Genomic DNA, 14,649 nt, shown 5'->3' with positions numbered 1-14,649 from the left:
AAACATTTGATTGTTTCGGTTTTTAAAATGTATAAGTTTGTAAGTTATTCTAATTTTCAACAAAAATAATGGTATACCTCGAAAAAAGGGGTATTTGCTAATAATTAATCAAAACGATAGATATCCATGCCTAGTGAGCCCATTGTGAAGCTGCTGTGAACAATCGTAAAGCGATTACCTGTACCCATAGCAAAAAACAAAGGTGCAAAATGTTCAAGGGTTGGGTGATTACGTTTTATATAAGGCAATGACTGCCATTCGAGTACGCCATCATAATCTTGATGTGTAAGTTTATTAACAATAGCATTTCTAAAAGTTGAAGCCCATTCAGGAACTTTAGAGTTGTCTCCTTGCCAAGATAACTCTGCAAGATTATGGGTAATACTGCCTGAACCAATGAGTAAAATTTGTTTGTCGCGTAAAGGCGCGAGAGTCTGTCCTATACGATAAATTTCTTGTGCGCTTAAATTTGTTGGCAAAGAAATTTCGACCACAGGAATATCTGCGTCAGGATACATATGTAATAGAGGCATCCATACGCCATGGTCACGAGGACGGGTGCTATTCGCATGTGCAACAAAATGAGCATCTGCCAGTAATTTTAAGATTTCTTCGGCGAGCTCTGGCTGCCCCGGTGCGCTGTAGCGAATTTCGTATAGCTCTTTAGGAAAACCGCGGAAGTCATGCCATGTTTCAGGACGAGTCGAAATACACACTTCAAGTGCTTTACTCTCCCAATGTGCAGACATCACAATGATTGCCTTTGGTGTGGGAAGATTTGTACCTAAACGGTGTAGAGCAGGCCCTACTTGTTCTGGGTCAAGTGCAAGCATGGGTGAACCATGTGAAATAAACAGTCCAGGAAGGGTTTGTAGTTCCATTGCATTACACCTGAGTTGAAAAGCAGAATAATAGTCATTATGCCAAAATCAGGACATGTTAAAAGTATTCTGATTTCAACGGTTTGTTCCTAAAATGAAACGGTTGTTGTTTTTATGCACGATGATAGGGGTGATTATGATTAATAGTCATCGCTCGATAGAGTTGCTCAATTAATAATACACGTACCAAAGGGTGAGGCATGGTTAGTTTTGAGAGTGACCAATGCCATGCAGCAGCTTTGCGTACTTGATCCGACAAACCATCTGGGCCACCAATCGCGAGTACTACATCATTGCCTTCAAGCATCCATTGTTTCATGGTGTCAGCCAGCTTTTCTGTACTAAGTTCTCGACCACCAACTTCTAGGGCAATTAAAGTTTCATTCGGTTTTAACGCATTTAGAATACTTTCGCCTTCAATTTGGCAATATTTTAAAATATCTGCTTCTGAATCATTCTTACCACGTTTGGCCATAGGAAGTTCAATGACTTGAGTTTGCACAAAAGGTTGGATGCGTTTGAAATAATCTTCAAAACCAGTGAGAACCCAAGCAGGCATTTTTTGACCAATGGTCAGAATACGAATTTTCATATTATCTATTCATTCAAAACAGCTTGGGCATTATACCTGAGGAAAAGGTAAGTTCGTGGTAGTAAATAGGCATAAAAAACGCAGTCCAAAAAACGATGTTGGACTGCGATCAAATGATCATCTGTCTGGAGTTCAGATGATCATAGAGAATAAAAACAAGGCTATCTATAAAGATAATAGATAACGAAGAATACTTAATTTAATTAAGTACTCTTAATACCTATTATGAGGATGGTTGGATATTTTTCAATCAAATTGTGTAACAAAAAAAAGAGAGCCGAAGCTCTCTTTTTTTCACATTTTAATTAGTGACGTGCTGCTTTTGAACCTTCCACCGGTTTTACAATCGGTGTTTTTGGTAAAGGCTTTGGCATTGACACTAATGCTAAAGGCAAGATGTCATCAATACTTTTTACAGCTTTGATTTCTAAACCTTCTTTAACATTGGCTGGAATTTCTGCCAAATCACGAACGTTATCTTGTGGAATAAATACAAGTTTGATTCCACCGCGGTGTGCTGCAAGAAGTTTTTCTTTTAAGCCACCAATACGCATTGCACGACCACCTAAACTTGTTTCACCAGTCATTGCAATATCGGGACGAATCGCAATACCTGTAAATGCTGATACAAGGGCAGTGGTTAACGCTAAACCAGCAGATGGACCATCTTTTGGTGTTGCACCTTCTGGTAAATGAACGTGTACATCAGTTTCTTCAAAACGAGAAGCTTCAATACCTAGCTCATCGGCACGTGTACGTACTAAAGTCATTGCTGTAGTAATAGATTCTTTCATGACATCACCGAGTGAACCGGTAGTAATGAATTTACCTTTACCTTTTACAGCTGCAACTTCAATGGTAAGTAACTCACCACCTACAGATGTCCAAGCTAGACCATTTACGCGTCCTACTTGCGCTTCATCTTCTGCAATACCAAAGTCAAACTTATGTGGACCTAAGTATTCTGGAAGATTGGTAGAGGTAACATCAAGTTGTAAGTTTTTAGACTTTTTACTTACGGCTTCTTTTACCACTTTACGCGCAATTTTAGACACTTCACGTTCTAAACTACGTACACCAGCTTCACGTGTATAGCGCTGAACAATATCACGAATTGCTTCTTCATGAATTGTTAACTCTTTTGGACGTAGACCGTTGTTCTTAATCGCTTTCGGAACAAGGTAACGTTCAGCAATGTTCACTTTTTCATCTTCGGTATAACCCGGTAGACGAATAACTTCCATACGGTCAAGCAATGCTTCAGGAATATTCATGCTGTTTGCTGTACAAATGAACATCACTTCAGACAGGTCAAGATCAAGATCTAAATAATGGTCGTTGAATTTACTGTTTTGTGATGGATCAAGTACTTCAAGCAATGCGGAAGCTGGATCACCACGGTAGTCTTGTGCCATCTTGTCAATTTCGTCGAGTAAGAACAGAGGGTTCTTCACGCCAACTTTTGTTAAAGATTGCACGATTTTACCTGGCATCGCACCAATATAAGTACGACGGTGACCACGAATTTCAGCTTCGTCACGTACGCCACCGAGTGCCATACGAACAAACTCACGACCTGTTGCTTTTGCAACTGATTCACCAAGTGAAGTTTTACCTACACCAGGAGGTCCTACTAAACATAGAATCGGGCCTTTGAGTTTTTTAACACGTGACTGAACAGCTAAGTATTCAACAATACGATCTTTAACGTCATCTAAGCCGTAATGATCTGTATCAAGAATTTCCTGAGCTTTCGCAAGGTTAATGCTGACTTTGCTCGCTTTATTCCACGGCGTATCTAAAATTACTTCTAGATAGTTACGTACAACAGCCGCTTCACTAGATGCAGGTTGCATTGCTTTAAGCTTACGGAACTCAGCTTCAGCTTTTTTACGTACGTGTTCAGGTAAATCAGCTTCAGCAAGACGTTTTTCTATTTCAGCAACGTCATCTTCTGCGCCGCCATTCATGTCAGAAAGTTCACGTTGAATAACTTTCATTTTTTCATTTAGAAAGTATTCACGTTGATTTTTTTCCATTTGGCGTTTTACGCTGTCATGCAAAGTTTGTTCAATTTGCTGTTCAGCAGATTGATTCACCAAGTAGCTCATAAGCTCTTGTAAATGTGCTTCAAACTCATCGTACTCTAAAAACTTCTGTTTAATTTCAATATTTAGAGGCACACGTGTTGCCACGAAGAACATAAGTTGTAGTAAGTCTTCAATTTTATTAGCAGCTGCAACCAGTTCACGTGCATTACGTAATTTTGCTTCAGCATATTGAGCAAATAAAGTACGTAACTCTTGTAAACGAGTTTCTTGGGTAGCTTTATCTACGTCAATTGTCATTGGACTTAAGCTATGTTCAGCAGTCAAATGGCTATCTTCATCGATAATTTTTTCAAGCTTAGAGCGCTGTAACCCTTCAATCAGTACTTTGATACAGTTTTCATCATTTTCATGATTTACGACCTGAACAATCTTAGCGACAGTTCCGTACTGATAAAGGTTATCGTGATCAATATCTTCTGTAAGCGAATCTTTTTGCGCAACTACAAATACTAAATTGTCACTGTTACGAGCCACATCAACTGCATTGATCGATTTTTCACGACCCACGAATAACGCAATTTGCATGTGTGGATAAACCACTACATCGCGTAACGCTAAAAGTGGTAATACACTTGGAACCTGAGGCTCTAAGTCAGTTTTTTCATTCATAATAAGTTCAGACATGGGCACTCCTAATGAGTGACAACGAGGTTGCCATGTTTTTATAGTGATGTGTATTTTAAAAATTACAAGGGCCTTTCAATAGAAAATGTGGAAAAAATGACTAATTTGGTCAACTTTTTTATTAAAATATTATGAATCAATGGATTAATTCTTAAGAAGAATAAAATTTTGTAGAAAGGATAAGTAATTTAGCTTAATAATTATGAAATATTCATATAAGAAAAAAGGCGTTCGGATAGAAAATAATCATTTTCTTATGCCATTTATAAGCAGTGTATGGTTAACAATAATGCAAAACTTATTTAATGTTGAGCATTAAATAGACGTGTTAATATAAGTTGGTAAAGCGGTCTGTCACGTAGAAGTAACCATCCTTAGGGTGGTTACTTTTATGATTTTAGAGGCATGAAAAATAAAGACTGATTTTTAATTTTCATATTGATATTATCTTTTAAAATAATAAATATGTTGAGGGGTGAGTAAAGCATCTAATGGTTGATCCCAACTTTGACGTTTTAAAGTATGCTCAATAAATTGAAATTGATGGGCTACACCCAAACGATATGGCTTATGTGTTGCACTTGCCAATGTGCGGTCATAATAGCCGCCTCCCATACCAATACGCGTACCGTATTGATCACAAGCTAAAAGTGGTATTAACAGTAAATCAATTTTTGATACATGTTCTCCTCGAGTTGCCATGGGTTCTTTCATGCCCAATGGATGATGAGAAAAACGTCGATTTAAATATTGGTTTCTAGATATTTTTACCCAAACTAGACGTTGACTCATAGAACAAATCATCGGTAAATAAACTTTTTTATTTTTTTGAAAACACAGCTTTATGAGAAGTTCTGTATGAACCTCTCCAAAGGCATGTAAATATAAACCAATTTTTTTTGATGTATGAAAAATAGCAAGCGTACTTAAATGATGGAGAACATTAAGCTGAGCTTGTTTTTGCTCAAAGAGAGTTAAAGAGCGTCTTTTAGATCTTAAATTTTTTCTAATAAAACCAAGTTCATTCATATGTAAATCTAACAAAGATTTGAGATCAGTCGTGCAAAATTATACCTATTTTTTTATAGCTTTATGGAAATAGAAGAGTAATTGGAAGATAACATTAAATTTATTTGGTTAATTGCCTTAAACAGAGGTGATAGATCTTCTTTTAACGATAAAATCTTCTATTTCTTTACGTATTACCAGTATTTATTTACATTTAATAAGTTAAGAATATTTAAAAAGATGAATATGAAATTGTTAAGCCTATGAAGTTAAAAATTTTAACCATTACAATAAGCGCCGTATTGCTACTTGGTGGGTGCACAAAACAAGCTGAGCCTGAAGCTGCTGAAGTTGACTATAAAGCTCAATTTGAAGAGTCTGACCGTAAAATCGGAGAGTTTTTAGATCAATTGGATAATCCGAAAACACCACAAGAAGTTAAAGTCAAAATCTTGTGCCATGATTATCCGGAAGTTTATAAAACCCAATATATGCCCGCATTAATAAAAATTTCACCCAAACCTTATACCGAAGAAAAATTGTTGTTAGATTTGAAGAGTGCAACTGACTACTATAAAGAAGCCTTTGCGATTAGTTGTAATCAATAAGTCAATTGATGTTTTAAATCTCAAAAAATCCGACAAATGTGAATTGATTGGCATTATTGAGTTGTGATAAATTTCATTTTGTTTTTATAGTCGCTAATTTAGGGGGTTCTAGATATGGAAATCTTGAAATTCTTACAGAGTTTTAATACAGTCGGTACATACTTAACAATTGCTTCAACCGTATTGGGTGGGCTCATTATTTATTTTTACGTAATTAATCCAGCGTGATCTTTTAAAAAGAAATAGTGAGAAATTTTCTATTTCTTTTTAATAATTAAATTCTGTCATTCGTTTTAAACTATAAAGATAAGGTAGGGTCATGAAGTTTAAATTGTTTCTTCTTGGTTTTTTGTCTTTAAGTTGTCATGCCAACGAAAACGTAAGTGATCCCGAGATTTGTAATGTGGTGAAAAAAGTTGCTTATACTGTCATGGAGGCACGTCAACAAAAAGTTCCATCTCAAGACTTACAGCAGATAGCGAATGGTCTCGAAGATCCAAAAGCAAAACAACTTTATCAAGATTTAATTAATTCAGCTTACTCTGTCAAAGTATTCAGAACAGGTTTCTTTAAAAGAAAAGCAATAGAAGATTTTCAAACAGGTTGGTATGAAGAGTGTCTTAATAAAAATAAAATTAGAGAGAGTTGAATAAATTAAATATATAAGCTGCAATTTAATGTTTAAAAAGAAAATTTTAGACTGAAAGGTCTGTATGAAAAGCTAAATTAAAATAAATATTTTGAATTTTTCTTAAAGTTAAAACTAAATGCTCCGAAGATGCCGCTGCATGTGTCGTTACCCTGAACCCGATGAGTTCAAGGTGGACGCGACGTATACTTGCTGGGTTTCCTACACGAAGGTAGGCATACACTCTAAATATACAGAACACATCCATAAGTTTAAGTATCGGCAGGGGAATAGACCCGCTGGCGAACATCCCAGAGACAACTTAAGTATAACCGATCTGACCCTGTTGGCAATCACCTAAACCTCTGGAACTGTAAACTTAGTTTGCGTTTGATGAAGCTTTGTACACTCACAAGCATAAATTAATTTTCAATGTGCTAGATAGCCTCAATAAAAAACGCCTTGCATCTATTATTCATAGAGCAAGGCGTTTTCTTATGGATAGTTTATTAAACAATTTGTTCAACATCATCCAATATCGTTTGCAGTAAACGTTCACAGTGAGTGTATTCTTGCAAAGACTTATTAAGGCTTAGTACTTCTTGAGTCAATTGTAGAGCAACCATAATGACCAGTTTATTGTGCTCAACACGTGGAGCACTACGGCGCATTTCATTAAATTTCTCATTGAGAAGTTCTGCTGCACGTTCAAGTTCATCTTTTTTATCTAAAGTAGTCGCGAGTCTAAAGGTCTGCTCAATCAGCCTAAGCTCTACCATGACTTGTTCACTCATGATTGGGTCTCCTCACCAGTTTCAGCATTTGGATGGGCAAGTTGCTGAATTTCTTGAGTATGCTGATCTTGGGCAGTACCTAAAATTCCTAAACGTTGAATAATGGCTTCAACTTTTGATTTAGCAAGCTCATTTTTTTGTAACAAACGATCACGATCTTGTTGTAAATCATGAAGCTCCTGTTGGGTTTGACGCTGGTGGGCTTGTAACTTTTCTTTTGCCACACGTAATTCATTGCGTTCGGCAAGAATTTCTTGAAAACGATTTTTTAAATCAGTCGTACTTTTTTCTAGTCGGCTATAACGTTCAGCAAGTGTGTTAGCATCCTGATTCAATTGCTGAAATTGACCTTTTAACTGAGATAGTTGCTCAGTTACCGACTCAATTTCCTCTTGTTTTTTAGTGATAATACTATTTTTTTGCACAACTTGTGCGTGATGCTCTGTTTCAGCCAGTTCTTTAGCTTCTGAGAGTGTCGCATGTTCACTCTCTAAATGATGTAAGCGTGTTTTTAATACGCTAATATGCGCTTGTAGCCGCTGTAATTGTTCTAACATAACGAGGTCGCACAGAATTGCAATCAAAGGTAATATATACAAAGTATAGAGATTGGATAAACGAATGCAAGACGATATTTCAGGCTGGACAGATTGGAACGCTCATTTTGAAGGAATTGAAGAAATTTCAAGCCCTAGTGAGTTACATGGTTTGTTAACAGGTATTGTTTGTGTGACAGAAGCGCCAACGCGTGAAGAATGGTCACAAATTTTAACAACCCTTAATGTGCCAGCGTTAAGTGAAGATGCTTTAGTACTTTTAACTGATGAAGCAGAAGATGTTGTTCACGCTATATCTGATGATGAATTAGATTACTTACCAATGCTTCCTGATGATGAGCACCCACTTCAAGAGCGTGTGCAAGCTTTATCAGATTGGTGTGCGGGTGTTGTATTAGGTTTTGGGTTGGCATCGGGCCATATTCGTGATGATGAACGTGAGTTGATTGAGAACCTTCAAGATATTGCAGCAGTTGAATTTGAAGACTCTGATAATGATGAGGAAGGTGAAAGCAGTTACGAAGAATTGTATGAATTTGTACGCTTAATACCTGTAAGCTTGTCTATTGGTAGAAAAAAAATCACTGTATCTGAAAGTTCTTTATTGAAAAACTTTCATGCAAAAATTAAATCTGCTGCTGTAGATACAGAACAAACTATTGTAGAAATGTTTACTCCACATCGCCCAAGTTAATTGAGGCGATGTGTTATTGGTTGTATTTTATTTTTTAACTTTAAAATTCTAAATCAAGTAGATCATTATGAAATTGCCTCAAGCTGATTTTCGACATCGTAGAGACCGTCTGGCAGAAAAAATGGGTCCAAACAGTATTGCAATTATTGCAACGCGTGAGGAAATGTACCGTAATCGTGATGCGGATTATAAATTCCGCGCCGATAGTAGTTTTTTCTATTTGACGGGCTTTGCTGAGCCTGAGGCAGTTGCTGTCATTGAAACTTTCGAGGACGATGACTATAGCTATAGTCTTTTTTGCCGTGAACGCAATCGTGAGATGGAAATCTGGAATGGTTTTCGTGCTGGAGTTGATGGTGCAGTTGAAGACTATGATGCTGATGAAGCATACGTAATTGATTTGCTTGATGAAGAGATTATTGAAAAATTATTAAATAAAGAGCGTCTTTATTATCGAATTGGGCACAATGCTGCGTTTGATGCGCGGGTGAGCCAGTGGATTAAAAAAGCAGATGACGAACACCGACATGAGAGTGCTCCAGCTCAATTGGTGCAGCTCGACCGTATTGTTGATGAAATGCGTTTGGTCAAATCACCACAAGAACTTGAGCTAATGCAAATTGCTGCAAACATTAGTGCCGATGCACATACTCGTGCGATGCAAACGGTACATCCAGAAATGATGGAATATGCTCTTGAAGCTGAACTCAATTATATTTTTGGGAAAAATGGTTGTGTCCCGTCTTATAACAGTATTGTAGGCGGTGGTGCGAATGCTTGTGTTTTGCATTATGTTGAAAATAACCAGCCACTCAAAGATGGTGATTTAGTCTTAATTGATGCTGCATGTGAATATGAATTCTATGCTTCGGATATTACCCGTACTTTTCCAGTAAATGGTAAATTTAGTGCTGAGCAAAAAGCATTATATGAAGTTGTATTGGCTTCCCAATATGCAGCCATTGATGCAGTTCGTATTGGCAATTCTTACCGTGAACCTCATGAAGTTGCAGTCAAAATTTTAACTGAAGGCTTAGTTAATTTAGGTTTGCTTAAAGGCGAAGTTAACGAACTTATCCAAACCGAAGCATACCGTCAGTTTTATATGCATGGCACAGGTCATTGGCTAGGTATGGATGTACATGATGTTGGGTCTTACAAAAAAGGTGAAGACTGGCGTCAATACGAAGAAGGCATGGTTATTACAGTCGAACCTGGTTTATATATTGCGCCAGATGATGAAACTGTAGATGAAAAATGGCGTGGTATCGGTATTCGTATTGAAGATGATGTAGTCGCAACATCGAAAGGGCCACGAGTTTTAACTGCTAATGTAGTTAAAGATATTGCAGATATTGAACATTTAATGGCGCAAGCTAAAGCATAATTAAACGTATTCGCCCAAGGAGCAAAACTCGATGCAACAACAAGTGATTATTGTAGGTGGGGGTATGGTTGGTTTGAGCCTTTCGCTCATGCTGGCGAAGGCCAATATTGCGGTAAAGCTATTAGAAGCTGTGAAATACCCAAACTATGATGATCAAAATGTTGCCCCTTACCATTCGAGTTTTGATGCACGTAATACGGCTTTATCACGTCGTAGTGTGCAAATTTATCAAAAGCTAGGGTTGTGGGATGCATTACAGCAACATGCTACTCCAATTTTACAAGTTCACATTACTGAGCAAGGCAGTTTTGGTAAAGCACGTTTAATCGCAGAGCAAGAAAAAGTCGAAAGCTTTGGGCAAGTGATTGAAAATGCTTGGCTTGGTCGTGTTCTGTTAACTCAAGTGCGTCAACAACCTTTGATTGAGCTGATTGATGGCGTACAAGTTACGGCTTTAACTCAAGATGCTGAACAAGTGCATATTGAAGCTCAACGTGGTGAAGAAACCTTAAAACTTGAGTCAAAATTATTAATTGCGGCTGATGGACGCGATTCTTTTTGTCGTCAGGCAATTGGCGTTGGTGTGGATGTCCATGATTATGATCAGGTTGCAATTGTCACTACGGTTCAGACATCAAAACCGCATGAGCAGGTAGGTTTTGAACGGTTTAGTGCTTTAGGCCCTTTAGCCTTATTGCCTTTGCCTGGTGAGTACCGCCGCTCGGTCGTATGGCCTGTGAAAAAAGGCACCGAAAATGAATGGCTAGGTGAAGAAAATGACCAACACTTTTTAAGTGCTTTGCAACAAACCTACGGTGACCGAGCGGGTAAATTTGAAAAAACGGGTAAGCGTTTTAGTTATCCACTTTCACAAGTGCTTGCCCATAAACAAGCTGTTGGCCGCGTTATTTTAATGGGGAATGCAGCACATACAATTCATCCGGTTGCAGGACAAGGTTTTAATTTATGCCTACGTGATGCAGATGTTTTAGTACGTTATTTAGTGAATCAGTTAACCAGTTCTGATGATCTAGGTGCCCCTGATAACTTACTTGCCTATGAACAAGCTCGATTATCAGATCAGCAGCGAGTAATTAAGTTCTGTGACACTGTCGTTCGTGGTTTTAGTAACCAAAATCCATTATTAAAATTAATTCGTAATACAGGATTAATTGCATTTGATGTCATTCCAGGTGTAAAACCATTGGTGGCTAACTATGCAATGGGGTTAAAAGCATGAGTGAAGTGTTGGATGTCGTCATTGTTGGTGGTGGATTGGTTGGTGGTTTAACTGCTTTATTACTTGCGCAAGGTGGCGTACAACCCACAGTGCTTGATGCGGCTCCTGTACTTGATGTTGAGAAAACATTAAGTGTGATGAATCCACGTGTTTTGGCGCTTAGCCAAGCGACCATTCATTTGCTTAAAACGGTAAATGTTTGGGATGATCTTGCGCGCCAAATGCCTTATACAGGCATGCAAGTCTGGAATCTTAATGGCTATGGTGAAATTAATTTTGGCCAAGAGTCGCAACAAAGACCGATGCCTGAGCAAGCCTTGGGTTCTATGGTAGAGCCGAGTGTATTAAATGTTGCCATTCAACAAAAAATGTTAGAGCAATTAACAGATTACCGTACCCAAGTTCGTGTTACTCGTATTGAGCAGGGTGTTGGATGTTGGCATATTCAATTGGCAGATGGTACTACGCTCAAAACTAAACTGCTGATTGGTGCAGATGGCGCTAATTCATTTGTACGTGAACAGGCTTTTATTGATCTCGATGTACTCGATTACAAACAAGCAGCCATTAGCTGTGCAATTAGAACAGCAAAACCCCATCATTATGTTGCCCGTCAAATTTTCTTACCTACAGGACCTTTGGCATATTTACCTATGGCAAGTCTTGAAGAAACTGAAAACGGCTACTGGCAATCAATTGTCTGGACACTACCAGATGATTATGCCGATGAATATTCAGCTTTAACCGATACCGATTTTATGCAGCTTTTAACTCAAGAAAGCCAACACATGTTGGGTGAGGTGTTAGAAGTTCGTTCAAGAGCACAATTTCCGCTGAAAGCTCGTGCTGCAAAACAATATGTAAAAGCAGGCTTAGCTTTGATTGGTGATGCTGCACATGTGATTCACCCACTTGCTGGACAAGGGGTAAATATCGGCTGTCTGGATGCAGCAATGCTGTGTGATGCACTACTACATGACTTAGCGCGTGGGGTATGGGCAAATGAACAAACTTTAATGCGTTATGAGCATCGCCGTAAAGGTCAGAATGATGCAATGATGCATAGCATGTCGGCAATTGGTTGGCTTGAAAGTAGTGAATTATTTCCAATAGTTTGGGCTCGCAATATGGGTCTTAAGCAGGTTGAGCAGACTCCTGCTTTAAAAGAGCGATTTATGCAACAAGCAAATGGTTTAGGGGCTTTACAAAGTACCCGCTATAGGCATTAAAATATTTACTGGGCCTATACTCTACTGAGCGAATTAAATGCCAGTAGATAATTTTTGAACAATCATTTATATATCATTACCAATTTGGTCATAAAAGATACGTAATTGACCAAATTGGCTCTTTGCTAAATGCAAAGAGGTTGCTAAATTTCTGAGGTCTTGGGACCATAGCAATGATGCAATAAAATCATTCTGGGGAGTGTGAAATGTCAGATATCAATGATTATGAAGATGCAGAAGATTCTGCTGTAGATGAAGATGAAGCGAAAGCAGCTGAAAGCGGTGCGGCTGATGAAGAAGCAGGCAGTATGAGTGATACTGATCTTGCTGAGGCAGAAACGCTGACTGTAACTGCTAAACAGAAACAGCGCCAAGCGCTGGAAGATGAAATCGCCGCATTTTTAGCTCGGGGTGGGAGAATTACCGAAGTTCCTCCTGATGAACATAGCGACCATTAATCTTAAAAAAGCATCACATGAGTGGTGCTTTTTTATTTGTATGAATTTACCAAAATAGATTTAAAGAGAGCTTTGCAGTTCTTTTAAAATCCCACATTCATCTACTGTTCGATTGGTAGAGCAGTGCTGTTTTAAATCAATTAAAGATTCTTTTAAAAGCAATAATCGTTCAATTTTCTCTGATACTTCATTTAAGTATTTATCTACTAAATTATCAATTTTTGTACATGCCTGTTTAGGCTGAGTTTTCATTTCTTTTAACGTTTTAATATCACTGAGTGAAATATCGAGTTCACGGCAATGCTTAATAAACAAAAGGTCACCCAATGTTTGCTCAGTATAAACACGATAATTATTTTCTGAACGTTGGATACGATCAAGTACACCTACTTTTTCGTAATAACGGATCGTATCAATTGGAACATCCGCTTTTTTTGATAATTGACCAATAGAAAGATTCATAAGGCTTGACTCTGGAGCTACTCAAGGGTTTCTAATCACTATAAAAGAGTTCTTGAGGAAATAAAATGGCTGGATGTGGTTGTGCTTCGACATGTTCTCCTTCAAAGAAAGTGAGTCCACGATTTAGAAAAGCGTTATGGATTGCACTTGTCATTAATGCATTGATGTTTGTGGTAGAAATTTTTGGGGGTTACAAAGCCCAATCAGTTTCACTGTGGGCAGATGCATTAGATTTTGCCGGAGATGCAGCAAACTATGCGTTATCGTTAGTCGTTCTTTCGATGAGCTTATATTGGCGTGCAACGGCGGCATTAGTGAAAGGAATAACGATGGCAGCTTTTGGTGTTTTTGTCATTGGGAAAGTGGTCTGGTCATATTTTCATGGTGTTCCACCCGAAGCTATGGTGATGGGCGCAATTGGCGTGATGGCTTTAGTTGCTAACGTTTCTGTCGCGCTTATGCTTTACGCATTCCGTGATGGAGATGCCAATATGCGTTCTGTCTGGTTGTGCAGTAGAAACGACTCTATTGCCAATGTTGCGGTAATTCTAGCGGCGGTTGGAGTATTTGGAACAGGTAGTGTATTTCCTGATTTATTTGTTGCCTTTGTCATTGCTTACTTGGGCGTATCTTCTGGCTATGCTGTTATAAAACAGTCACAGCAAGAAAGAAAACAGTCAAAACTGGTGTTGGGTTCAGAAGCATAGTTTTGAGTGCATAAAAGTACCATTCAAACATGGTACTTTTTGCTGTTTTAAATGAACTAGATGAGTAGTGATATTGCGATACTCCACATGACAATACCAATAATAAAGTCTAAAACCTTCCAAGCTTTTGGATTGGTAAATAATGGTTTTAATAATCTTGCACCATAGCCCAAACTGAAAAAGAAAATCCACGAGGCAACAATACTGCCCAAAGCAAAACTAATTTTGTCTTCTAGCTGGGTTGCAACAGAACCAATCAGAACAATGGTGTCTAAATAGACATGTGGGTTGAGCCAAGTAAAGGCAAGACAGGTCACTAGTGCTTGAGTTAGAGTCTGTTTTTGACCGCTACCAAGCTCCATGCTTTGGGTGGACTTAAAGGCCGCGTAGAATGCTTTCGCGCCGTAAACCAATAAGAACGTTGCCCCTAAATATTTAGCGACCGTAATTAAGATCGGTGATGCGGTCATGATTTCGGCAAAACCTAATACACCAAAAGCGATTAGAATCGAGTCGGAGAGCGCACAGATTAAACATAACCAAAATACATATTGCTGTTTAAGGCCTTGTTTTAAAACAAAAGCATTTTGAGCTCCAATTGCTACAATAAGTCCGCTACCAATACCGAAACCTTTAAAAAATATACTAAGAGAGAACATAACAATAAGG

17 protein-coding genes and 1 other RNA gene are annotated in these 14,649 nt (G+C 38.2%); 9 read left to right on the top strand and 9 right to left on the bottom strand.

The window, feature by feature from the left end:
- Positions 1-104: 104 nt before the first annotated feature.
- The 4 genes from MSG66_RS15895 to MSG66_RS15880 all read right to left on the bottom strand — a co-directional run bounded on the left by MSG66_RS15895 (position 105) and on the right by MSG66_RS15880 (position 5,237).
- A complete protein-coding gene (locus MSG66_RS15895) occupies positions 105-881 on the bottom strand; it encodes a dioxygenase (protein ID WP_042898249.1) in 777 nt (258 codons plus the stop codon).
- A gap of 112 nt (positions 882-993) precedes the next feature.
- Positions 994-1,473, bottom strand: coding sequence for a 23S rRNA (pseudouridine(1915)-N(3))-methyltransferase RlmH (rlmH, locus tag MSG66_RS15890; protein WP_003652981.1), 480 nt, complete (start codon positions 1,471-1,473; stop codon positions 994-996).
- Between the two features lie 305 nt (positions 1,474-1,778).
- Positions 1,779-4,208: an endopeptidase La gene (gene lon / locus MSG66_RS15885; RefSeq protein WP_133974795.1), complete on the bottom strand. Its 2,430-nt coding sequence runs from the start codon at positions 4,206-4,208 to the stop codon at positions 1,779-1,781.
- A gap of 444 nt (positions 4,209-4,652) precedes the next feature.
- Positions 4,653-5,237 (bottom strand): 5-formyltetrahydrofolate cyclo-ligase, encoded by a 585-nt coding sequence (locus MSG66_RS15880; RefSeq protein ID WP_324654586.1) that lies wholly within the window; start codon positions 5,235-5,237, stop codon positions 4,653-4,655.
- Between the two features lie 242 nt (positions 5,238-5,479).
- Here MSG66_RS15880 and MSG66_RS15875 point away from each other — a divergent pair, with 242 nt between their 5' ends.
- The 3 genes from MSG66_RS15875 (at position 5,480) to MSG66_RS15865 (ending at position 6,473) form a co-directional block, all read left to right on the top strand.
- Positions 5,480-5,824 (top strand): hypothetical protein, encoded by a 345-nt coding sequence (locus tag MSG66_RS15875; protein WP_324654585.1) that lies wholly within the window; start codon positions 5,480-5,482, stop codon positions 5,822-5,824.
- A gap of 114 nt (positions 5,825-5,938) precedes the next feature.
- Entirely contained in the window at positions 5,939-6,052 is a 114-nt protein-coding gene (locus tag MSG66_RS15870) for a hypothetical protein (protein ID WP_128814522.1), read from the top strand.
- A 91-nt stretch (positions 6,053-6,143) separates the two neighbouring features.
- Positions 6,144-6,473 (top strand): hypothetical protein, encoded by a 330-nt coding sequence (locus MSG66_RS15865; protein ID WP_324654584.1) that lies wholly within the window; start codon positions 6,144-6,146, stop codon positions 6,471-6,473.
- A gap of 116 nt (positions 6,474-6,589) precedes the next feature.
- Here the strand turns inward: MSG66_RS15865 and ssrS are convergent.
- The 3 genes from ssrS to MSG66_RS15850 form a co-directional block, all read right to left on the bottom strand.
- Positions 6,590-6,773, bottom strand: a non-coding RNA gene (gene ssrS, locus MSG66_RS15860) — 6S RNA.
- A gap of 188 nt (positions 6,774-6,961) precedes the next feature.
- Positions 6,962-7,246: a cell division protein ZapA gene (locus MSG66_RS15855; protein WP_003652859.1), complete on the bottom strand. Its 285-nt coding sequence runs from the start codon at positions 7,244-7,246 to the stop codon at positions 6,962-6,964.
- The gene (locus tag MSG66_RS15850; RefSeq protein ID WP_133974696.1) at positions 7,243-7,803 is read right to left on the bottom strand and encodes a hypothetical protein; all 561 of its coding nucleotides are present in this window, start codon (positions 7,801-7,803) and stop codon (positions 7,243-7,245) included. Before MSG66_RS15850 ends, MSG66_RS15855 begins: the two co-directional genes overlap by 4 nt.
- Positions 7,804-7,867: 64 nt before the next feature.
- Here MSG66_RS15850 and MSG66_RS15845 point away from each other — a divergent pair, with 64 nt between their 5' ends.
- The 5 genes from MSG66_RS15845 (at position 7,868) to MSG66_RS15825 (ending at position 12,811) form a co-directional block, all read left to right on the top strand.
- Positions 7,868-8,497, top strand: coding sequence for a UPF0149 family protein (locus MSG66_RS15845; RefSeq protein WP_133974694.1), 630 nt, complete (start codon positions 7,868-7,870; stop codon positions 8,495-8,497).
- Positions 8,498-8,564: 67 nt separating this feature from the next.
- Positions 8,565-9,884 (top strand): Xaa-Pro aminopeptidase, encoded by a 1,320-nt coding sequence (gene pepP, locus MSG66_RS15840; RefSeq protein WP_324654583.1) that lies wholly within the window; start codon positions 8,565-8,567, stop codon positions 9,882-9,884.
- 31 nt (positions 9,885-9,915) lie between these two features.
- Positions 9,916-11,124 (top strand): 2-octaprenyl-6-methoxyphenyl hydroxylase, encoded by a 1,209-nt coding sequence (gene ubiH, locus MSG66_RS15835; RefSeq protein WP_133974690.1) that lies wholly within the window; start codon positions 9,916-9,918, stop codon positions 11,122-11,124.
- Positions 11,121-12,353, top strand: coding sequence for an FAD-dependent monooxygenase (locus MSG66_RS15830; protein ID WP_324654582.1), 1,233 nt, complete (start codon positions 11,121-11,123; stop codon positions 12,351-12,353). The genes ubiH and MSG66_RS15830 overlap by 4 nt, the downstream gene beginning before the upstream one ends.
- Positions 12,354-12,559: 206 nt before the next feature.
- On the top strand, positions 12,560-12,811 hold the full coding sequence (locus tag MSG66_RS15825; protein ID WP_003652849.1) for a hypothetical protein: 252 nt from the start codon (positions 12,560-12,562) through the stop codon (positions 12,809-12,811).
- Between the two features lie 60 nt (positions 12,812-12,871).
- Here the strand turns inward: MSG66_RS15825 and MSG66_RS15820 are convergent, their stop codons facing one another.
- Positions 12,872-13,273 carry a MerR family transcriptional regulator gene (locus tag MSG66_RS15820; protein WP_133974685.1) on the bottom strand — a complete coding sequence of 134 codons (402 nt, stop codon included), beginning with the start codon at positions 13,271-13,273 and terminating at the stop codon, positions 12,872-12,874.
- 65 nt (positions 13,274-13,338) lie between these two features.
- Between MSG66_RS15820 and MSG66_RS15815 the strand changes: the two genes are divergently transcribed.
- Positions 13,339-13,980, top strand: a complete 642-nt coding sequence (locus tag MSG66_RS15815; RefSeq protein ID WP_042898260.1) for a cation transporter — start codon at positions 13,339-13,341, stop codon at positions 13,978-13,980.
- Positions 13,981-14,036: 56 nt separating this feature from the next.
- On the opposite strand, the gene MSG66_RS15810 is transcribed toward MSG66_RS15815, so the two are convergent.
- Positions 14,037-14,639, bottom strand: a complete 603-nt coding sequence (locus MSG66_RS15810; RefSeq protein ID WP_324654581.1) for a LysE/ArgO family amino acid transporter — start codon at positions 14,637-14,639, stop codon at positions 14,037-14,039.
- Positions 14,640-14,649: the final 10 nt, after the last annotated feature.

The organism is Acinetobacter sp. IK31 (genome assembly GCF_035615195.1).
In the GTDB taxonomy this organism is placed as follows: domain Bacteria; phylum Pseudomonadota; class Gammaproteobacteria; order Pseudomonadales; family Moraxellaceae; genus Acinetobacter; species Acinetobacter calcoaceticus_C.
Note: the sequence above shows the minus strand (reverse complement) of the source record. Positions and strands in the feature narration are given on the sequence as shown.